The sequence below is a fragment of the Rhizobium sp. BK251 genome, assembly GCF_004345245.1.
In the GTDB taxonomy this organism is placed as follows: domain Bacteria; phylum Pseudomonadota; class Alphaproteobacteria; order Rhizobiales; family Rhizobiaceae; genus Rhizobium.
The window spans coordinates 194,436-215,086 of the sequence record NZ_SLUQ01000009.1 but is presented as its reverse complement, the minus strand read 5'-3'; the positions used below and the strand labels follow the sequence as shown (position 1 = coordinate 215,086).

Sequence of the window (20,651 nt, the reverse complement as noted above, 5' to 3'; positions counted from 1 at the left end):
TCTCGGCTACTCGATCCCGGGATCAGCTTCCGCTGATCGGGAGACTGCCACGCAGCATCACGCTGTCATAGGCTGGGCGCGGCGTCGGTATTGCGACCGGCATCACCGGATCGCTTGCAAGAATCGGCACGGCGCCCGTGGCGATCGATTCATCCGGAGCCGGCGTCGGTATCGGTACGACAGTCGGAACCAGCATGTCGAACTGCGTTGGCATCATGCTCTGACCCGGCACGTAGTTCATCGCCACTTCATAGGAGGGCAGGGGCGGCGGCGTCTGAAGTTCGCCATCCGATCCGCGCTTCTCATAGAAGGCATTGCCACCGGCAACAGTCACGTAGTGCATGTTGTTATACGGGAATTTCAACCCGTTGGTGTGAAAGAACATGGCGTTTTTCACTGCCGGATGACGTGCGCCGCGCAAGATTGCGTCCGCCGCACTCGCAAGCTCGGGTTCGGCCTGCGGCATGACCTCACGGGTCATCACGCCTGGAGCAAACTGCTTCTTCTGGGCAACGACGCCACAGATCGAAGGAGGATAGGCGCCGGACGTGAGCCTGTTCATCACAACCGTGCCCACGGCCATATAGCCCGACTCGTCAGAATGCTCTGATTCAAAATACATCGCGCGTTTCAGGCAATCGCGATCCTTGGCCGTATAATTGAAAGTGACCTTTGTTGATTGAACCTTTTTCTGTCCGGCCGAGGCGACCGATCCAGTAGAATTGGGTGCTGTCGTGCAGCTCGCCGCTGCCAGTCCTATAAGCAAAATCCCCCCCAAGGACTTCGCAAAGGAGATGTCCGCCCTCAACGCCAAGTGCCTCCTATTGGATTAGTCCAGCCCTTATCGATTAAGCGAAAACGTTTTACCCAGCATGTGACAAAAATACAAACAACCTCAGATCACAAAATCCCTGCAGATTTTTCGCTCTGAAGGCCATTGACGGCGATCCAGGTTGCAAGAATGTGCCGATCAGCTCCGAAACAGCTTCCAACGCGTCGGCCTGAAGGCGATTCGATTCCGATCGAGCGATACGGCACGGTCCGGCGGCAGCTCGATTTCGACATTGCCATGGCCATGTCCGATATCGACTTCGATATGGCGCGTGCCGGCAACACGACGGCTTGTCGTCATCAGACCGGCGATGCAGCCGCTACAACCGTCCCTGAGTTCGATGTCGTGCGGCCGGAAATAGAGCTGCGCGTCACCTTCGGTCTCGCCATAGACGGAGAGGCCGAGAGGGCGGTCCTCGAACCACACGTCGCCGTTCTCAACCCGCACGTTCAGGCAGTTCGATTGGCCGATGAAGCCGAAGACGAAGGGCGAGTTCGGAAAATCGTAGATCTCGTCCGGCGTCCCCACCTGCTCGATGTTGCCCTTGCTGAGAACCACGACGCGGTCTGCAAGTTCGAGCGCCTCTTCCTGGTCGTGCGTCACGAAGACGGTGGTATGGCCGGTACGATCATGGATTTCGCGCAGCCAGCGACGCAGATCCTTGCGTACCTGCGCATCGAGCGCGCCGAATGGTTCGTCGAGCAGCAGCACGTTCGGCTCCACCGCCATGGCGCGGGCGAGCGCCACGCGTTGACGCTGGCCACCGGAAAGCTGAGCGGGATAGCGCTTCTCAAGCCCGGTCAGCTGGACCAGGTCGAGGAGTTCGAGCGCGCGGGCGCGGATATCGGCCTTCGAAGGGCGACGCGAGGAGGGGCGGACCGTAAGGCCGAAGGCGATGTTTTCCAACACGGTCATGTGCCGAAAAAGCGCATAATGCTGGAAGACGAAGCCGATATTGCGTTCCTGAACCGTCTTCCTGGACGCATCCTCCTCTCCGAAGAAGATACGCCCGTCGGTCGGGCTTTCGAGGCCTGCAATGAGACGCAGAAGTGTCGTCTTGCCCGAGCCGGAGGGGCCGAGAAGCGCGATCAGTTCGCCGGACCGGATATCGAGGGAGACATCGTGCAGCGCCGGAAAGCGATCGAACTCCTTGCGTAGGTTTTGAACCCGAACTTCCATTTACAATTCCTTCAGTGACGCCGGCTGGCAGCAATTTCCGCGCTGTATTTCATTTCCAGCAGCGTCTTCAAGACAAGGGTGACAAGGGCAAGCAGGGCCAGAAGCGATGCGACGGCGAATGCGCCCGTAAAATTATACTCGTTGTAGAGGATCTCAACCTGCAGCGGCATCGTATTCGTCTGCCCGCGGATATGGCCCGAAACGACCGAAACGGCCCCGAATTCGCCCATGGCTCGGGCGTTGCAGAGCAGCACGCCGTAAAGCAGGCCCCACCTGATGTTCGGCAGGGTCACGTGCCAGAAGGTCTGCCACCCGCTGGCGCCGAGCGAAAGCGCCGCCTCCTCGTCCGCGGTTCCCTGCTCCTGCATGAGCGGGATGAGCTCGCGCGCAACGAAGGGAAAGGTGACGAACATGGTTGCGAGGATGAGGCCCGGCGGGGCGAAGAGGATCTTGATCTGGTGCGCCGAGAGCCACTGTCCGAGCCAGGTATTGGCGCCGAAGAGGAGAACGAAGACCAGGCCGGAAATGACCGGTGACACCGAGAAGGGCAGGTCGATGAGCGTCGTAAGGAAAGCCTTGCCCTTGAACTCGAACTTGGCGATCGCCCAGGCCGCAGCCACGCCGAAGACGAGGTTCAGCGGCACGCTGACGGCAGCGACGATCAGCGTCAGCCGGATCGCGGAAAACGTCTCCGGGTCCTGCAGCGCGGAAACAAACGCTCCCGGCCCTTTGCGGAAGGCCTCAACGAAGACGGCCGCAAGCGGCAGGAGCAGGATCAGCGTCAGGAAGACCAGCGACACGATGACCAGGATCCAGCGCGCGAGCGTGCTCTCGGTGGTGACCGAACGCACCTTGAGCGAATGGGAAACGAGATCATGTGCCATAGCCGTACCTCCGCCTGCTCCAGGCCTGGATGAGATTGATGACGAGAAGCATGGTGAAAGACAGGACCAGCATGACGGCGGCAATCGCGGTTGCAGCCGGATAGTTGAACTCCTCCAACCGGATGACGATGAGAAGCGGCGCGATTTCCGAGACGTAGGGCAGGTTGCCCGCGATAAAGATCACCGAACCGTATTCGCCGACGCCGCGGGCGAAGGCAAGCGCAAAGCCGGTCAGCACGGCGGGCGCCAGCCCCGGCAGGAGCACGCGGCTGATCGTCTGGAAGCGGTTGGCGCCGAGCGTTGCCGAAGCTTCTTCGATCTCGCGGTCGATCTCCTCCATCACCGGCTGGACCGTGCGCACGACGAAGGGCAGGCCCACGAAGATGAGCGCAACCACGATGCCGGCGGGCGTAAAGGCGATCTTGATGCCGAGCGGCGTCAGGAACTGCCCCACCCAGCCGTTCGGAGCGTAGAGCGTCGTCAACGCAATACCGGCGACTGCCGTCGGCAATGCAAACGGCAGGTCAACCATCGCATCGATGATCCGCTTGCCGAAGAAGCGATAGCGTACGAGCACCCAGGCAAGCATGACGCCGAAGACGACATTGAAGCAGGCGGCGATGAAGGCGCCGCCAAAACTGATTCGAAGCGCATTCAGCGTCCGTGGGTCAAGCGCGATGGACCAGAACTTGTCCCAGCCAAGTGCGCTCGACCGCCAGGCAAGACCTGAAAGCGGGATAAGGACGAGAAGGGTGAGCCAGGTCAAGGCAAGGCCGAGCGCCATTCCGAAACCCGGAATGACGCTCGGCCGCTTGAACCGCCACCGTGTGCGGCTAATTTCGTTCATGCGGAATATTATTGGCCCGGCTTGTAGATTTGGTCAAATATTCCGCCGTCGCCGAAGAATTTCGGCTGCGCTTCCTTCCAGCCTCCGAAATCGTCGATCGTGGCGAGCTTGAGGTCCTGGAACCGCGCGATATCGGCCTTGTCCGCGGCTTCCGGCTTGAACGGGCGGTAGTAGTGCTTGGCAGCGATCTTCTGGCCGTCATCCGAATAGAGGTAGTTCAGATAGGCTTCGGCGACCTTGCGCGTCCCCTTCTTGTCGACATTGCCATCGACGATCGCGACCGGAGGATCGGCGCGGATGGAAACCGAGGGCGTCACGATCTCGAAGCTGTCGGGGCCAAGTTCCTCAAGGGAGAGATAGGCTTCGTTTTCCCAGGCAAGCAGGACGTCGCCAAGGCCACGCTGGACGAAGGTGGTCGTCGCGCCGCGTGCGCCGGTATCGAGCACGGGAACGTGCTTGAAGAGCTGGGTGACATACTCCTGCGCCTTCGCATCGTCGCCGCCATTTGCCTGTTTTGCCCATGCCCAGGCAGCCAGCACGTTCCAGCGAGCACCGCCGGAGGTCTTCGGATTGGGCGTGATGACCTGGACGTCGTCCTTAACGAGATCGGACCAGTCCTTGATGCCCTTGGGATTGCCCTTGCGGACAAGGAAGACGATGGTGGAGGTATAGGGCGTCGAATTGTTCGGGAATTTGGTCTTCCAGTCGGCAGGGATCTTGCCTGTCGCCTTGGCGATCGCGTCGATATCACCCTCAAGCGCCAGCGTGACGACATCGGCGTCGAGTCCGTCGATGACCGAGCGAGCCTGGGCGCCGGAGCCGCCATGCGAGGTCTGGATGGTCAACGTTTCGCCGTTATCCTTCTGCCATTTGGCTGCGAAGACGGCGTTGAAGTCCTTGTAGAGCTCGCGCGTCGGGTCATAGGACACGTTCAGAAGCGTGCTATCGGCAAGCGCTGGGGCGAGGCCGCCTAGGGTGAAACTGCTCGCCACGAGCGCGGTCGCGAGCAGCCGGGAAAGCCTTGGAATCTGCATGGGTTACCTCCTTCGTCAATGGTTTAACTCTATCAACTTGGTAGTATAATGTAACGCAGATTGTTCCGGTTCCCTTGCACCGGTTAGAACGTCATACCTTTTCAGCGCATATTTTGAAATGTCATTGCTGTCGGCCAGCGGTTTTTGGCTTCCTGGCGAACGCAAATCTCACGCAGGAGCCATGAACAGGGCGTAGAGCTCATCGGCTGTGCGGGCCCACCGCATCCGGTCCGGGATGCCGTCGGCCTTCAGCCGCCTGGCGACGGCAGCGAGCACGTTCAGGTATTCGCCACGCGCGCTTTCGCCGTAGAGCAGCAGAAAGGCGAGATCGACCGGGACATCGTCAATCGCCTCGAAATCGATCGGCTGGCCGAAGCGCATGATGAGCCCGCGCGGCCCGTCGAGACCGGCGACGGCCGAGTGCGGAATCGCTATGCCGTTGCCGATGCCGGTCGAGCCCAGTCTTTCGCGCACTTCGAGCGCGTGCAGCACCACTTTCTGGTCGAGCTGCATCAGCTCGCCAGCCTTGGAGGACAGGACCTGCAGGGCCCGCCACTTGGTTGGCGCCGAGATGTCGATGAAGACGTTTTCGGGCGGAATTATCTTAGAGAGATCCATTCTGTGCTCGCTCAAGCGGATGATAGGGCGAGGATACGCGCCGTCCCTTGCACGGGCGTTGACCGGCCGCGATACATCCGCGGGTTCAGTCGGGCTCACGTAGGCGATAGCCCACACCGGTTTCGGTGGTGATGTATTGCGGCTGGTCCGGCACCTGCTCGACCTTCTGGCGCAGCTGCCGCACATATACGCGCAGGTACTGCACATCCGCGGCTGCACCCCATACCTGCTTCAGGAGGAACTGGTGCGTCAGCACCTTGCCGGCATGCTGGGCGAGAACGCGCAGGATCTCGTATTCCTTGGGCGAGAGCTTGATCTCGCGCCCATCCACCTTGACGATGCGCTTGACGAGATCGATGGAGAGCCCGCCGGTCTGGAAGATCGCCTTCTCGCCCTGCTGCTGCAGGCGATGGCGCAGGGCAACGCGGATGCGCGCCCCGAGTTCGTTCATGCCGAAAGGCTTGGTGACATAATCGTCGGCGCCGGTTTCCAGCGCCTTTACGATGCCCGCTTCGTCGGTCCGGCTCGAGAGTATGACGACCGGCATCTGCAACCCGTCCTCCCGCCATTGCTGCAGCAGGTCATGGCCCGGCCTGTCGGGCAGGCCGAGATCGAGGAGGATCAGGTCGGGCTGTTCTTCATGGACTGCCTGGAGCGCAGTCGCCGCATTCGACGCCTCGCTCACGGCATAGCCCTGGGCGCTGAGGCCGACGCGTAGAAGCTTGCGGATAGGCGGCTCGTCGTCAACGACGAGTATTTTCACGGCTGAACCGTTCATTTGAGTTCATCCAGTCTTGGGATATCGATTGGTTTGGGCAGGCGTATGGTGAAGACCGCGCCGGACTGGCCGCTGCGGTTTCCGGCGGTGATCGTTCCGTTCATGGCTTCGATGAAGCCGCGGCAGATCGACAGGCCGAGCCCGGTTCCGGCCCGCACCTGATCGCCCTTGCGCACGCGATAGAAGGTGTCGAAAACGCGGTCGAGATCGGCAGGCGGTATTCCCGGGCCCTCGTCGAGTACCTGGAAGACGACTTGGTCGGAATTGGCCCAGCCGTCGAGGCGGATCGTCGAACCTTCCGGCGCGTATTTTGCCGCGTTGTCGAGCAGGTTGAAAAGCACCTGCTCGAACAGGACGGGATCGACCCGGATCATCGGCAGGTCGGCCGGGATCCTTACCTCCATCTTGTGGTGGGCGAGGATCTTGGCGCTGCGGCGCAGTGCACTGCCGACAATATCGCCGGCATAGTGCAGCGCGTGGTTGGGCTCCATCGCACCGGACTCGATTTTCGTCATGTCGAGCAGGTTGGCGATGAAGCGGTTGAGCCGCTCGGATTCGTCGATGACCGTCGAAAGCAGGTCGACCCGGTCGACCTCGGCAAGCGATTCCCGGTATTCGCGCAAGGTGCCGGCCGCACCGAGGATGGCCGCAAGTGGCGTCTTCAGATCATGCGAGATGGATGTGAGCAGCGCCGAGCGGAGGCGATCGGCTTCGGCAGCGAGTTTCGCCCGGTCCACATCGGCGACCAGCTGGATTCGTTCGATGGCGAGTGCGGCCTGGTCTGCCAGCGCATCGAGAAGGCGCTGCTGCTCCGGCGTGAGCAGCGGCCCGTCACCGCGATCGCTGTCGAGACCGATGACGCCGACAGCGCCGCGCCCGGTGCGCAGGGGGAAGTAGAGCCGCTTTGCACCCGGCAGGGTGTCGGCGCCGCGGCCGGCAGCATGATTGTGCTCCCAGGCCCAGCGCGCGGCGGCAATATCGGCATCGTCCAGCGTGTCATCAGGCGGATAGCCGGCCTTGACCGCGATCGTGTCGTCTTCCGGCAGCAACAGCACGACGCGAACCTTCAGCATAGAGGCGAGCTGGAAGGCGGTCGCCCAGAGCACGTCGTCGAGCGTGCCGGTTCCGGCAAGTTTCCTACTGAACAGATATAGATCCTCGGTCGTGCGCGCCCGCTGGCGCGCGGCAGCCGCCTGGCGCTGTACCGTCGCGGTCAGGTTGCTGGCGATGACAGCGACGCCGAGGAAGAAGAAGAGGGCGAGCACGCTTTCCGGATCGCTGATCGTCAGGGTGTAGCGCGGCGGCAGGAAGAAGAAATTGAAGGCGAGCGCGCTTGCGACGCAGGCATAGAGTGCCGGGCGTAAGCCAAGCGTGACTGCGGTCGTGAGCACCGCCATCAGGAAGACGAGGGCGAGGTTGCGGACGTCCAGCACCTGGTCGAGCACGACGCCGGCCGCGAGCGCGACGGCGACATGCACGGTCGCCAGAGCATAGGCGCGAAGCTGGAAGGTGGCGGAAGGCGTGCTGGTCTTCACGCCACGGTCGGCGGAGCTTTCCTTGTCCGTTCCGGCAATGACGTGAACGCTGATATCACCGGCCTTGCGGATCAGTTCGTCGGCGGGTGAGCGCTGGAACCATTCGCGCCAACTCGCCCTTCTTGGCGAGCCGATGACGATGTGCGTGACGTTCTGGGTCGCCGCATACCGCATGAGCTCCTCGACGACCTCCCTGCCGGGGATGGTGATCGCTTCGCCACCCAACTGCTCGGCAAGCCGCAAGGTCGCGGCGATCGCGTCACGGCCGGCCTCGGTAAGATTGATCGAGCGGGCCGTCTCGACATAGATGGCGGCCCAGGGTGCGCGCAGGCGCGCGGCGATCCGCGATGCGTAGCGCACTAGCGAGGCACTGCGGGGGTGGTGGTCGATCGAAACGACGACCCGCTCGCCGGCGGCCCAGGGGCCGGAGATCGCATGGGCCTGCATGTGGTTGAGTAACTGGTCATCGACCCGCTGGGCAGTCTTTCGCAGCGCGAGCTCGCGCAGCGCCGTCAGGTTACCGGGGGTGAAATAGCCGGTGAGCGCGCGCTCGGCCGTCTTCGGCACATAGACCTTGCCGTCGTGCAGGCGCTTGATCAGATCGTCGGGGGTAAGGTCGATGATCTCGACGTCGTCGGCGATGTCCACGACGGAGTCAGGCACGGTCTCGCGCACCCTTATGCGCGTGATCTGCGAGACGACGTCGTTGAGGCTTTCGACGTGCTGGATGTTCAGCGTCGTATAGACGTCGATGCCGCGGTCGAGCAGTTCCTTGACGTCGAGGTATCGTTTGGGATGGCGGCTGCCTTGCGCGTTGGTGTGGGCGAGTTCGTCGACAAGAACGAGATCCGGCCGGCGGGCGAGGATGGCGTCGATGTCCATCTCCTCCAGAACGTGGCCCTTGTACTCGACGCGCACGCGCGGAATGATTTCGAAGCCATCCAGAAGCGCCTCGGTTTCCTTGCGCCCGTGGGTTTCAACGACGCCGACCACGACATCCTGGCCATCGGCGATCTTGGCCCGGCCGGACACCAGCATTTCGTAGGTTTTGCCGACACCCGGCGCTGCGCCCAGAAAAATCTTCAGGCGGCCGCGCGATTCTGCCCGGGCCTTTTCGAGAAGGGCGTCCGGCGAAGGGCGGCTTCGCGATTCCGGGCTGTCGTCTGGCATATGCGAACTTTCTTCAGGATCGAGGCCGGGGGTCATTCAGGAGGCCCCCGGCTCTCAGTCTCACGGAGTCATAGAAGCATCCAGGGCCTGGTTCAATGCAAGCACATTGACCACCGGCTCGCCAAGGATGCCGAGCTCACGGCCCTTGACGGCATCGTCGACAAGCGCCTTCACCTTTGCCTCATCCATGCCGCGTGCCTTGGCGACGCGCGGAACCTGGAAATAGGCGGCTTCCGGCGAGATGTCCGGATCAAGGCCGCTGCCGGAGGCGGTCACCAGGTCGGCCGGGACTTCCGCGTCGGGATTCGTGGCCTTGGCGGCCTCGTAGTCGCCCTTCACCCGGTCGATCAGCTTCTGGCTGGTCGGGCCGAGGTTGGAGCCGCTGGAGGCGGCGGCATTGTAGCCGTCGCCGGCGGCGGACGGGCGATCGTGGAAGTACTTGTCGCTGGTGAAGGCCTGGCCGATAAGCCTCGAGCCGATCACCTGGCCGTCCTTTTCAACAAGGCTGCCGTTCGCCTGGTAGGGGAAGATCGCCTGGGCGACCCCTGTCATGGCCAACGGATAGGCAAGACCTGTGAGCACTGTGGTGGCAACGATCATGACGATTGCCGGACGTAGTTCTTTTAGCATGGTACGAACTCCTTAGGCGAGGCCAATGGCCGTGATGACGACGTCGATCGCCTTGATGCCGATGAAGGGCACGATGATGCCGCCGACGCCATAGATCAGCAGGTTCCGGCTCAAAAGAGCGCCGGCGCCGATCGGCCGGTAACGCACGCCTCTCAGCGAGAGGGGGATAAGAGCGATGATGATCAGCGCATTGAAGATGATCGCCGACAGGATCGCGCTTTGCGGCGTGGCGAGACCCATGATGTTGAGCGCGCCGAGCTGCGGGTAGAAGGTCAGGAACATCGCCGGGATGATGGCGAAGTACTTGGCGATGTCGTTGGCGATCGAGAAGGTCGTCAGCGCACCACGGGTCATCAGCAGCTGCTTGCCGATTTCGACGATCTCGATGAGCTTCGTCGGATCCGAGTCGAGGTCGACCATGTTGCCGGCTTCGCGAGCAGCGACCGTACCGGTGTTCATGGCGACGCCGACATCGGCCTGTGCCAGCGCCGGGGCGTCGTTCGTGCCGTCGCCGCACATGGCGACGAGCTTGCCCTTGGCCTGTTCCTCGCGGATCAGCGACAGCTTGTTTTCGGGGGTCGCCTGGGCGAGGAAGTCGTCGACGCCAGCTTCGGCGGCGATCGCAGCCGCCGTCATCGGGTTGTCGCCGGTGATCATCACGGTGCGGATGCCCATGCGGCGCAGTTCCGAGAAACGCTCGCGGATGCCGCCCTTGACGATGTCCTTGAGCTGTACGATGCCAAGGAGCCTGCCGTCGCGAGCAACCGCCAGAGGCGTGCCGCCCGACTTGGCAATCTCGTCGGCGATCGCCTGCAGCTCGCGGACGGTCTCACCGCCGGTGCGCGACATGACGAACGTGCTATCTGCGGCGCCGGAAGCGGGAGCGGTGTTGACGTAGGTGAGAACCGCATCGACGGCGCCCTTGCGGATCGACGAGCCTTCGAGGTCGACGCCGCTCATGCGGGTCTGCGCCGTGAAGGGCACGAAGGTCGCCTTGAGGCTTGCCATGTCTCGGCCGCGGATCGAGTACTTCTCCTTGGCGAGAACGACGATGGAACGGCCTTCCGGCGTCTCGTCGGCAAGCGAGGCGAGCTGGGCGGCATCGGCAAGCTCCTGTTCCGTCACGCCTCTGACAGGACGGAAGGAGGTGGCCTGGCGGTTGCCGAGCGTGATCGTGCCCGTCTTGTCGAGGAGCAGAGTATCGACGTCACCGGCGGCTTCGACAGCGCGACCGGACATGGCCAGCACGTTGAAGCGCACCAGGCGGTCCATGCCGGCGATACCGATGGCCGACAGGAGTGCGCCGATGGTGGTCGGGATCAGGGTGACGAACAGCGCGACAAGTACAATGATCGGGATCGAGCCGCCGGCATAAGTCGCAAAGCTCGGGATCGTCGCAGTAGCGAGCACGAAGATCAGCGTCATGCCTGCGAGCAGGATGTTGAGCGCGATCTCGTTCGGGGTCTTCTGGCGTTCGGCACCTTCGACGAGCGCGATCATGCGGTCGAGGAAGGTCGAGCCGGCAGCGGCGGTGATGCGAACCCGGATCCAGTCGGACAGCACCTGCGTGCCGCCGGTGACCGCGGACCGGTCGCCACCGGATTCACGGATGACCGGAGCCGATTCACCGGTGATCGCCGCTTCGTTGACCGACGCCACGCCCTCGATGACTTCGCCATCGGAGGGGATGATGTCGCCGGCTTCGACGAGGACGACGTCGCCGACCCTGAGGCTCGTGCCGGGAACCAGCTTGAAGCCGGAGCCGTTGTTGGCCGAAAGGAGCTTCGCCTGTGTTTCGGTGCGTGCCTTGCGCAGTGAATCGGCCTGCGCCTTGCCGCGGCCTTCGGCGACGGCTTCCGCGAAGTTGGCAAAAAGGACCGTGAACCAGAGCCAGATGTTGATCTGGAGCGAGAAGCCGAGATTGCCGCCGCCGGTGAGCAGGTCGCGGATGAAGAGGACGGTCGTCAGCGCCGAGACCGTGGCCACGACGAACATGACCGGGTTCTTGGCAAGCGTACGCGGGTTCAACTTCTTGAACGCGGCGCCCACGGCCGGGAGGAGGATGCGAGAATCCATGATGCTCGCGGATTTTGACTGGCTCATAAGAGACTCCAGCTTGAAACGAGGATGGCGAACCGGAAGACCGGTCAGCCCTGTAAGATTCTGATTGCGGCGAGGACGACGAGAAGCACGATCATCATCATGAGGATGATGTCGGAGGCGCGGGCCATCCGTTCCGTTTCACGTCCCGGCAACCCGGGACGTGAAGTGAAGAGCTTGCGGACGATATGCATGGCACATCTCCTCAGAAGGTCTGACCGGCGAGCGCTACCAGGTGCTCGACGACTGGGCCAAGGGCCAGCGCCGGGAAGAAGGTCAGGCCGCCGACGATCAGGATCGTGCCAACGAGCAGGCCGACGAAGAGCGGACCATCAGTTGGGAAAGTGCCTGCCGAGGCGGGAACGGTCTTCTTGGTGATCAGCGAGCCGGCAATCGCAAGGGCCGGGATGATGACCAGGTAGCGACCCATCAGCATGCCGAGGCCGAGCGTGATGTTGTACCAGGGCGTGTTGCCCGTCAGGCCGCCGAAAGCCGAGCCGTTGTTCGCAGCAGCGGACGTATAGGCATAGAGGATTTCGGAGAAGCCGTGCGGACCGGCCGTACCGACCGAGGCAACGGCGCTCGGAAGCACGGTGGCGATGGCGGTAAAGACCAGCATGGCGAGCGGTAGGCAAAGAATGGCGAGAACGGCCATCTTCATTTCCTTCGCCTCGATCTTCTTGCCGAGATATTCCGGCGTACGACCGACCATGAGACCGGCAACGAAGACGGCGACGATGATGAAAAGCAAGATGCCGTAGAAGCCCGCACCGACACCGCCGACGATGACTTCGCCGAGCTGCATGTTGATGAGCGGGATCAAGCCGCCAAGCGCGGTAAAGCTTCCATGCATGGCGTTGACCGCGCCGCAGGATGCCGCCGTGGTGATCACGGCAAACAGTGACGACAGGGTTATGCCGAAGCGGACTTCCTTGCCTTCCATGTTGCCGCCCTGCAGGCCGAAGGCATGCATCAGCGGGTTGCCGGCAGCTTCCGCCCAGTAGGTGACGATGACGCCGGCGACGAAGAGCACGCCCATCGTGGCAAGGATCGCCCAGCCCTGGCGCTGGTTGCCGACCATCCGGCCGAAGACGTTCGTCATGGCGGCACCGATCGCAAAGATCGAGACCATCTGGATCAGGTTCGAGATCGCGTCGGGATTTTCAAACGGATGGGCGGAGTTGGCATTGAAGAAGCCGCCGCCGTTGGTGCCGAGCATCTTTATGGCGAGCTGCGAGGCAACCGGGCCGACGGCGATCGTCTGCTTGACGCCCTCGAGGGTCGTTGCATCGACATAGGGACCGAGCGTCTGCGGCACGCCGAGATAGACGTAGACCAGCGTCAGCACGATGCAGAGCGGCAGCAGGATATAAAGCGTCGACCGGATCATATCGACCCAGAAGTTGCCGATGGCCTTGCCGGATGCGCGTGCGAAGGCGCGTATGAAGGCGACGGCGATGGCGATGCCGGTTGCCGCAGAGACGAAGTTCTGCACTGTGAAGCCTGCCATCTGGGTGAGGTAGGACATCGTGCTTTCGCCGCCGTAGTTCTGCCAGTTGGTGTTGCTGACGAAGCTGGTGGAGGTGTTGAACGACAGTTCTGGCGGAATGGCAGCCATTCCGGCCGGATTGTAGGGAAGCATGGCCTGGAAACGCATCAGCGCATAGAGCACGATGACGCCAAGCAGATTGAACATCAGCATGGCGAAAGCATAGGAGGTCCAATGCTGCTCTTCGCGTTCGCTGGTGCCGGCAACTGCATAAAGTCCCCGTTCGATCGGAACGAGGACCGGTGACAGAAATGTGCGCTCGCCGCTAAAGACGCGCGTCATGTAGCCGCCGAGCGGCTTGACGAGCACGAGGACGATCCCGCAGAAAATCAGGATCTGAAGCCATCCGTTGAGGGTCATGGAAGTTACTTTCAATACCGGGCTATTTTTTGATGTCGCGCCTGGATCGCTCCTCGGGTGGGAGGCCCGGGAACCGGCGGGCGGAGATCAGAAGCGCTCGGGGCGAATGAGAGCGTAGGTGAGGTAAACGGTGAGAAACACGGTTACGGCACCGCTGAGAATATAATCGAAGCTCATCAGCGTTTCTCCGGTTAAAGCCTGTCGCAGGCTCTGGTATAGGCAAAGCACAGCAGGAAAAATACGACCGCGGTGCCGAGGAGAACTATATCCATCATGATCTTGACTCCTGTTGTTCTTGTTTGGAGTCAGACAAGACAGAAGGGCGCCTTTTGCGAAGGCGCCTTTCAGACTTTCTGGCGTGGAGACATCTTGCGATCTCTCGCCATTAATAATGAAGTAAAAATGCATAAAGGTTCGAGATGGGCGCGACAGGAAAGATATAAAAATCCTATAAACGCCCGCCGTTCCTCTACGGTCGCTACGACCTGTCCGATGCTTCCGGCAAAACGCTGCTGCTGCGGCGGCGCAGTCGCTGCTTCCGATTGAGCTATGCTATAGCTCGGAATCGACGGGGAAACCGAATCCCCGAACGGCGGAGGAGCTTGATCCATGGAATGGCGGAACAAACGCGTGCTGGTGACGGGCGCGGGCAAGGGCATCGGGCGCGCCACGGTCGTGATGCTTGCATCTCGAGGAGCAAAGGTGGTCGCTCTCAGCCGGGACCAGCGCGATCTCGATGCCCTCGCCACCGAAACCGGCTGCGAAAGCGTCTGCATCGATCTTGCCAGGACGGAAGCGATCCAGCACGCGGTCAGCGCGACCCTGCCGGTCGACCTTCTGGTAAATTGCGCCGGCACGACCGTTCTCCAGTCCTTCGTCACCACCGAGTTGCCGGATTTCAACCGGGTGCTCGCCGTGAATACGGTGGCCCCGCTGGTTCTCTCGCAGATCGTCGTCCGTGACTGGCTGGATCGGGGCATCAAGGGTGCGATCGTCAATGTCTCCAGCGACGCCGCACGCCGTGGCGTGGTGAACCACACTGCCTATTGTGCCTCGAAGGCGGCGCTCGACGCCATGACTCGCGTCATGGCCGCCGAACTCGGATCCCATGGAATCCGGGTCAATAGCGTCAATCCGACCGTGACCTTGACGCCGATGGGCGAGCTCGCCTGGAGCGATCCGGCAAAGGCCGATCCCGTGAAGGCGCGCATTCCACTCGGCCGCTTTCTCGATCCGGATGAGGTTGCGGAAACGATCCTGTTCCTGCTCAGCGACGAAGCCTCGATGGTCAACGGCATTTCGCTGCCGGTCGATGGCGGCCTGTCGGTGTCCTAGGCGGCTGACTTGGCCGTCAGGCGGGCCTGCAGCACCACGACGATCAGCAGAAAGACACCGCGGATAACCGACTGCCAATAGGCCGAAAGCGATATCCAGCCTAGGCCGTTCTCGAAATTGAGCACATTGAAGACCATGCCGAGAAGCAGCGCGCCTGCAAGCGTCGCGCCGATGGAGCCGGAACCGCCGGTCAGCAGCGTGCCGCCGACGACCACCGAGGCGATGGCGAAAAGCTCCCAGCCGACGCCCTCCGTCGGCTGGCCGGCGCCGAACTGCGCTGCAAGGATGACCCCGGCAAGGCCCGCCAGCAGTCCGGAAATAGCATAGACGGTAAAGAGCGTGCGCTCGACCTTGAGGCCCATCAAGGCGGCGGTGCCCTCTCCGTCTCCGATTGCGAGGACATGGCGACCGAAGGGACGACGCTCCAGCAGGATCCAGCCGACGATGTAGGCGACCAGCGCTATCCATCCTGGAATCGGAAAACCGAGAAAGTCGTCCTGGCCGATGGAGACGAAGCCGGTATCGTAAGAAACCGACACTGACTGGTTGTTCGCAAGCAGCAACGCGCATCCATAGGCAGCCAGCATGGCCGCGAGCGTCGCGATGAAGGGCTGGATCCGCATCTTCGTGATGACGAAGCCGTTGAGAAGTCCGACAATCAATCCTGCCCCGACGCCGCCGCCAAGGCCGATCGCCCAGCCATAGGGCGAGAGCAACGCGGATACCACGCTCGCAAGCGCCGCGACCCCGCCGACCGAAAGGTCGATACCGCCCGTCATGATCACGAATGCCATGCCGAGTGCGATCAGCGCGAACATTGAGTTGTAGCGCAGGAAGGTGAGGATGTTGAAAGGCGACAGGAAGTTGTCGTAGCGCAGCGCACCGAAGAGGATCAGCGCGGCAAGCGCAAGCAGGACACCGAGGCGCGCAAGGTCGCCGGAGGATTTTGGCGCAAACGGCTGAAGAAGAGCGGCGAACATCTTTCAGGTCCTCACGACTTGTCGGCACGTTGTTGAATGAACACCGCCACCACGATGAGCCCCGCCTTCACGACCAGCGCCGCCGCATCCGGCACGCCGTTGGCAAGGAGCGTGTAGCGGACGAGCTGGATCACCAGCGCGCCCAGCAGCGTGCCGAAGATGTTGGCACGCCCGCCCGTCAGTAGCGAACCACCGACGGCCACCGCGGCGATGGCGTCAAGCTCCATGCCCATGCCGACCAGATTGGCGTCGCTCGCGGAATTTCGGGCAACGACGACAAGACCGGCGATGCCGGCAAGCGCGCCGCTGATCACATAGACCAGGGTCTTCACGCGCCGGACCGGAATGCCGGTGAGCTGGGCGGCCTTCTCATTGCCGCCGGTCGCGATGATCTGCCGGCCGAGGACAGTGAAGCGGATCATGCAGTAGGCAAGCGCGGCGACGACTACCATCAGCGCGACCTGCGCCGGAATGCCGGCAACATGGCCCATGGCGATGAACTGGAAGGACGGGTTCTTGAAGACCTGCAGATTGCCGTTGGTCATGACCTGCGCGATGCCGCGCCCGGCGATGAAGAGAACCAAGGTTGCGACAATGGGCTGGATGGAGAAATGCGTGACCAGGAGGCCGTTGAACCAGCCGAAGAGCGCGGCAACGATGACCGGGACCACAAAGGCGAGGCCGACTGCCAGGGCCATGTTATCGATCGGAAACAAGGTGCCGAGAAAGATCATCGGCGCTATGGCACCGGAGATAGCCATCAGCGAGCCGACAGAAAGGTCGATCCCACCGGTTGCGATCACCAGCGTCATGCCGGTCGCTACGATGACGATCGTCGCGACCTGCGTCAGGTTGACGTTCAACGTCTGCCAGGAGAGGAAATTCGGCGTTACGGCGACATTGAAGACGATCAGCAACAGGAACGCGACGAGCGTGCCGTAGCGACTGGCGATCTGGAGAAACGAGGCTCGGGGCGCTACGGGCTTGAGGGATGTGTTTGTGATCGTCATCTCAATTTACCTGATGCGCCATGGCGGCAAGCAGATTCTGCTCGGAAAGCTCCTGCCGCGGCAGGACCGCGACGGACATGCCGTCGCTGAGCACGGTCACGCGATCGGCCGCAGCCAGCAGTTCCTCCAGTTCGGAAGAAATCATCAGCACGCTCAGCCCCTCGTCGGCAAGATTGCGCAGAAGCCTGAGGATCTCGGACTTCGCCCCGATATCGATGCCGCGCGTGGGCTCGTCGACGATCAGCACGCGGGGATTGGTGCACAGCCAGCGGGCGAGCAGCACCTTCTGCTGGTTGCCACCCGAAAGCTCCTTGATCGGCTGATCCGGAGAGGCACACTTGACGCTGAGCGCCTTGATGAACCGGTTGACGATTTCATCCTGCCGCGCGCGATCGACAATGCCGGCCTTGTTCAGCTTCGGCAGCAGCGCCAGGGTCATGTTCTCGCGAATGCTCATGTCCGGCACGATTCCGTCCACCTTGCGGTCTTCGGAGACGAGGCCAATGCCATCGGCAATTGCCGCCGCAGGCTCGGCATAATTGCGTTCGCTGCCGGCGAAACGCAGGCTGCCGCGCTGCAGCCGGTCGACGCCGAATATGATCCGGGCGGTTTCCGTCCGTCCTGAACCGAGCAGACCGGCAAGACCGGAAATCTCGCCCTCGCGCACCGTCAGGCTGACATCGCGCACGCGCAGCCCCGATCCGGCATTCTCGAGTTCGAGGCGAACCGGCTTTTGCTCATTGTTGTCCGCATCGCGACTGAGCGCCTCGAAAGCAGCCAGCTCGCGGCCAAGCATGTGGCGCACCAACTCCATCTTCGGCATGTCTGCCATCGGGCTCACGGCAACCGTCTGTCCATCGCGCATGATCGTGACGCGATCACAGATCGCATACAACTCGTCCAGGCGGTGGCCGATGAAGATAACGGCGACACCGTTCTTCTGCAGGGTCCTGATCGTTTCGAAAAGCACCGACACTTCACGATCGTCGAGCGAGGAGGTCGGCTCGTCCATGATGAGCAGCCGGGCATTTTGCGTGACTGCGCGGGCGATCGACACCATCTGGCGGGTCGCGGCGCTGAAGCGCGATACGGGCAGGTCGACGTCGATATCGAGGTTGAAGGTCTTCATGACCTTGCGTGCATTGTCGCGCATCGTCCGGCGATCGAGGAAACCGTATTTCCGCGGCTCCCGGGACAGGTAGATGTTCTCGGCGATGGAACGCTGCGGGGCGAGGTTGATTTCCTGGTAGATCGTCGCGATCCCCGCCGCCTGGCTTTCGGCCGGCGTTGAAAAGGCAACGTCCTGCCCATTGAAACGGACCGTGCCCTCATCGCGATGATAGGCACCCGTGAGGATCTTGATCAGTGTCGACTTGCCGGCGCCGTTCTGGCCGACCAGCGCCATGATCTCACCCTCGGCAATGTCCAGCGACGCCGACCGCAGGGCGGCAATACCGGCAAAGGACTTGGAAATTCCCTGCATGGACAGCAGCATGCCCATCGACCCCATCAACAACAAAAGAAATGCCGGCCGAGGCGGTACAAGCCGCATCGGCCGGTTGGTCCGCCGCCGAAATCAGTAAGCGTTGGCGAGTTCATCCTTGGCGTTCGAGCTGTCGTAGAACTTATCATCATTGATGAGCTTGGGCTCGATCTTTTCGCCCTTAGCGTAGCGGGCCATGGTTTCGAAGGCCTTCGGCCCGAAGCGCGGGTTGCATTCGACCACGGCCGCGATCTTGCCGTCGACCACGGCCTGGACGGCTTCCTTGCCGCCGTCGATGGACAGCACGAGGATGTCCTTGCCCGGCACCTTGCCGGCGGCCTCGATGGCCGAAATCGCGCCGATCGCCATTTCGTCGTTGTGGGCGTAGATGATGTCGGCATCCGGATGGGCCTGGAGGAGCGCCTCGGCGACCTGGCGACCCTTGTCGCGGGCGAAGTCGCCCGACTGGGACGCGACGATCTCGAAGCCACCGGCAGCCTTGATCGTGTCGTCGAAGCCCTTCTTGCGGTCGTTTGCCGGCGAAGAGCCGGTCGTGCCTTCGAGCTCGATGATCTTGGTCTTGCCGTTGGCGTTCTTCGCCAGCCACTCGGCGACGCGCTGGCCTTCGAGGATGAAGTCGGAGCCGATGAAGGTCAGATAATCCTGGCCTGCCTTGGCAAGGCTCGGATCGACGCTGCGGTCAAGCAGGATGACCGGAATACCGGCCTTCTTGGCGGCCATGACTGCCGGGATCAGCGGCTTTTCTTCGCGGGGCGCCAGGAAGATGACGTCGACGCCCTGGGCGATCATCGAGTTGACGTCGGCAACCTGCTTCGCAGCCGAACCGGCGGCATCCGTATAGACGAGCTGATAGCCGTGCTTCTCCGCTTCGGCCTTCATGCTTGCGGTCTGGGCGATGCGCCAGGGATTATTGGATTCGGTCTGCGCGAAGCCGACCTTGTACTTGTCCTTCTGCTTCAGGGCAGGGACTTGCGCGATCGCGGCAGTGCCGGCAACGGCGAACACGCCAAGAGCCGTGGCTGCGAGCATGAATGTACGACGCGAGAATGTGGCCATCTCAGTTTCTCCTCCCGATTTCTCCGGTCTCCTCAAACCGGCAGTGAGCGAAAGTGCTTCACAGACGGCAATATTGTCGCTAATATTATTAGCAGTCAAGTCTCATTTTATGAGCACTTGCGGTAAGTCGGTTTGCAGCGCAGCAGGCCGTGGGAGGAGATTTGGGATGGGGAAGAATAATGGCCGCGACGACACGCGTCGCGGGGGAAGCACGCGCCCGACGATGACAGACGTGGCCAGGATTGCGGGCGTGTCGCAATCGAGCGTCTCCCTTGTCCTCAACCAGATGTCTGGTTCGAGGATTTCTCCGGAGACCCAGGCGAAGGTCCGCGAGGCTGCTCATAAGATCGGCTACCAATTGCCCGGCGTGCGGCATGACCGGCCATCGCAGGCAATCGTCGAGAAGGACACGATCGCCTTCATCGTCGATGAAATTTCCACCAGCCCGCATCCGGTCGTGAGCCTCGACGGTGCACGCGACTATGCCTTCGAGCAGGGCTTCCTCGTCTCCGCCCATGCGACCCGGTCGAATCCGGACCTGGAAGAGGCGGTGCTGCGCTCCGTCCTGCGCGACCCGAGCATCGTGGGCGTGATCTTCGCGACCATATTTACACGCCGCGTCCACGTGCCGAAACAGCTCCAGAATATCCCGACGGTCCTTCTCAACTGTTATGCCGAGCCGCGCCAGCATATGGCGATCGTACCAGGCGAGGTGGCCGGCGGCTTTGCGGCGACCGCGCATCTGACGTCGCTCGGCCATCGGCGCATCGGCTTCATCAACGGCGAGTCCTGGATGGATGCCGCGGTCGACCGCCTCAAGGGCTACAAGCAGGCGCTGGCGACCGTCGACGTTGCCTTCGATCCGGACCTGGTGCGCGACGGTGACTGGCTTCCCCTGCGCGGCTATGAAGCCGGGCTCGAGCTGCTTTCCATGCCGAACCCTCCGACGGCGATTTTCTGCGGCAACGACCTGATGGCGATCGGCGTCATGGAGGCAGCGGCCGAAAAGGGGCTGCGCGTCCCCGAGGACGTTTCAGTCATGGGCTATGACGACCAGGAACTGGCGCGCTACACCCATCCACCGCTCTCCACGCTCGTTCTTCCCAACTACGAAATGGGGCAGAAGGCGGCAGAAATCCTTATCGACATCGCCGTCCACCAGAAGGAGCTGCGTCCGATGACGATCAAGGTGGATGGCCCGCTTGTCGTGAGAAGTTCGACGGCGAAACCGGCAAACAGCTAGGAAACGC

19 protein-coding genes are annotated in these 20,651 nt (G+C 62.2%); 2 read left to right on the top strand and 17 right to left on the bottom strand.

Features of this window, described 5'->3' with window-relative positions; translation table 11 throughout:
• Window positions 1-22: 22 nt before the first annotated feature.
• From EV286_RS23760 to kdpF, 13 genes are all read right to left on the bottom strand, one after another.
• Window positions 23-808, bottom strand: coding sequence for a cell wall hydrolase (locus EV286_RS23760; RefSeq protein WP_132959851.1), 786 nt, complete (start codon window positions 806-808; stop codon window positions 23-25).
• Window positions 809-970: 162 nt separating this feature from the next.
• Entirely contained in the window at window positions 971-2,011 is a 1,041-nt protein-coding gene (locus EV286_RS23755; RefSeq protein ID WP_132959647.1) for a sulfate/molybdate ABC transporter ATP-binding protein, read from the bottom strand.
• 11 nt (window positions 2,012-2,022) lie between these two features.
• Window positions 2,023-2,895 (bottom strand): sulfate ABC transporter permease subunit CysW, encoded by an 873-nt coding sequence (cysW, locus tag EV286_RS23750; protein ID WP_132959646.1) that lies wholly within the window; start codon window positions 2,893-2,895, stop codon window positions 2,023-2,025.
• A complete protein-coding gene (gene cysT, locus EV286_RS23745; protein WP_132959645.1) occupies window positions 2,885-3,742 on the bottom strand; it encodes a sulfate ABC transporter permease subunit CysT in 858 nt (285 codons plus the stop codon). The genes cysW and cysT overlap by 11 nt, the downstream gene beginning before the upstream one ends.
• A gap of 8 nt (window positions 3,743-3,750) precedes the next feature.
• Complete coding sequence (locus EV286_RS23740; RefSeq protein ID WP_132959644.1) at window positions 3,751-4,776, bottom strand: sulfate ABC transporter substrate-binding protein; 1,026 nt, start codon at window positions 4,774-4,776, stop codon at window positions 3,751-3,753.
• A 168-nt stretch (window positions 4,777-4,944) separates the two neighbouring features.
• Complete coding sequence (locus tag EV286_RS23735) at window positions 4,945-5,394, bottom strand: PTS sugar transporter subunit IIA (RefSeq protein WP_132959643.1); 450 nt, start codon at window positions 5,392-5,394, stop codon at window positions 4,945-4,947.
• Window positions 5,395-5,479: 85 nt separating this feature from the next.
• Window positions 5,480-6,172: a response regulator transcription factor gene (locus EV286_RS23730; RefSeq protein ID WP_132959642.1), complete on the bottom strand. Its 693-nt coding sequence runs from the start codon at window positions 6,170-6,172 to the stop codon at window positions 5,480-5,482.
• Window positions 6,169-8,877 carry a sensor histidine kinase KdpD gene (locus EV286_RS23725; RefSeq protein ID WP_132959641.1) on the bottom strand — a complete coding sequence of 903 codons (2,709 nt, stop codon included), beginning with the start codon at window positions 8,875-8,877 and terminating at the stop codon, window positions 6,169-6,171. The genes EV286_RS23730 and EV286_RS23725 overlap by 4 nt, the downstream gene beginning before the upstream one ends.
• 60 nt (window positions 8,878-8,937) lie before the next feature.
• Window positions 8,938-9,507, bottom strand: coding sequence for a potassium-transporting ATPase subunit KdpC (gene kdpC / locus EV286_RS23720; protein ID WP_132959640.1), 570 nt, complete (start codon window positions 9,505-9,507; stop codon window positions 8,938-8,940).
• 12 nt (window positions 9,508-9,519) lie between these two features.
• Window positions 9,520-11,610, bottom strand: a complete 2,091-nt coding sequence (gene kdpB, locus EV286_RS23715; protein ID WP_132959639.1) for a potassium-transporting ATPase subunit KdpB — start codon at window positions 11,608-11,610, stop codon at window positions 9,520-9,522.
• Between the two features lie 44 nt (window positions 11,611-11,654).
• Window positions 11,655-11,801 (bottom strand): hypothetical protein, encoded by a 147-nt coding sequence (locus EV286_RS32095; protein ID WP_165932922.1) that lies wholly within the window; start codon window positions 11,799-11,801, stop codon window positions 11,655-11,657.
• Between the two features lie 11 nt (window positions 11,802-11,812).
• On the bottom strand, window positions 11,813-13,516 hold the full coding sequence (kdpA, locus tag EV286_RS23710) for a potassium-transporting ATPase subunit KdpA (RefSeq protein WP_132959638.1): 1,704 nt from the start codon (window positions 13,514-13,516) through the stop codon (window positions 11,813-11,815).
• Between the two features lie 87 nt (window positions 13,517-13,603).
• Window positions 13,604-13,693: a K(+)-transporting ATPase subunit F gene (gene kdpF, locus EV286_RS23705; RefSeq protein WP_132959637.1), complete on the bottom strand. Its 90-nt coding sequence runs from the start codon at window positions 13,691-13,693 to the stop codon at window positions 13,604-13,606.
• A 432-nt stretch (window positions 13,694-14,125) separates the two neighbouring features.
• On the opposite strand from kdpF, the gene EV286_RS23700 reads away from it, so the two are divergent.
• Complete coding sequence (locus EV286_RS23700; protein WP_132959636.1) at window positions 14,126-14,851, top strand: SDR family oxidoreductase; 726 nt, start codon at window positions 14,126-14,128, stop codon at window positions 14,849-14,851.
• Here the strand turns inward: EV286_RS23700 and EV286_RS23695 are convergent.
• The 4 genes from EV286_RS23695 to EV286_RS23680 form a co-directional block, all read right to left on the bottom strand.
• Window positions 14,848-15,831 (bottom strand): ABC transporter permease, encoded by a 984-nt coding sequence (locus EV286_RS23695; RefSeq protein ID WP_132959635.1) that lies wholly within the window; start codon window positions 15,829-15,831, stop codon window positions 14,848-14,850. The two genes, EV286_RS23700 and EV286_RS23695, sit on opposite strands and share 4 nt — an antisense overlap.
• An 11-nt stretch (window positions 15,832-15,842) precedes the next feature.
• Complete coding sequence (locus EV286_RS23690; protein WP_132959634.1) at window positions 15,843-16,841, bottom strand: ABC transporter permease; 999 nt, start codon at window positions 16,839-16,841, stop codon at window positions 15,843-15,845.
• Between the two features lies 1 nt (window position 16,842).
• Window positions 16,843-18,336 carry a sugar ABC transporter ATP-binding protein gene (locus EV286_RS23685; protein ID WP_132959850.1) on the bottom strand — a complete coding sequence of 498 codons (1,494 nt, stop codon included), beginning with the start codon at window positions 18,334-18,336 and terminating at the stop codon, window positions 16,843-16,845.
• A gap of 81 nt (window positions 18,337-18,417) precedes the next feature.
• Entirely contained in the window at window positions 18,418-19,401 is a 984-nt protein-coding gene (locus EV286_RS23680; protein WP_132959633.1) for an ABC transporter substrate-binding protein, read from the bottom strand.
• Between the two features lie 166 nt (window positions 19,402-19,567).
• Here EV286_RS23680 and EV286_RS23675 point away from each other — a divergent pair, with 166 nt between their 5' ends.
• On the top strand, window positions 19,568-20,644 hold the full coding sequence (locus EV286_RS23675; protein ID WP_245500808.1) for a LacI family DNA-binding transcriptional regulator: 1,077 nt from the start codon (window positions 19,568-19,570) through the stop codon (window positions 20,642-20,644).
• The last annotated feature ends 7 nt before the right edge of the window (window positions 20,645-20,651 follow it).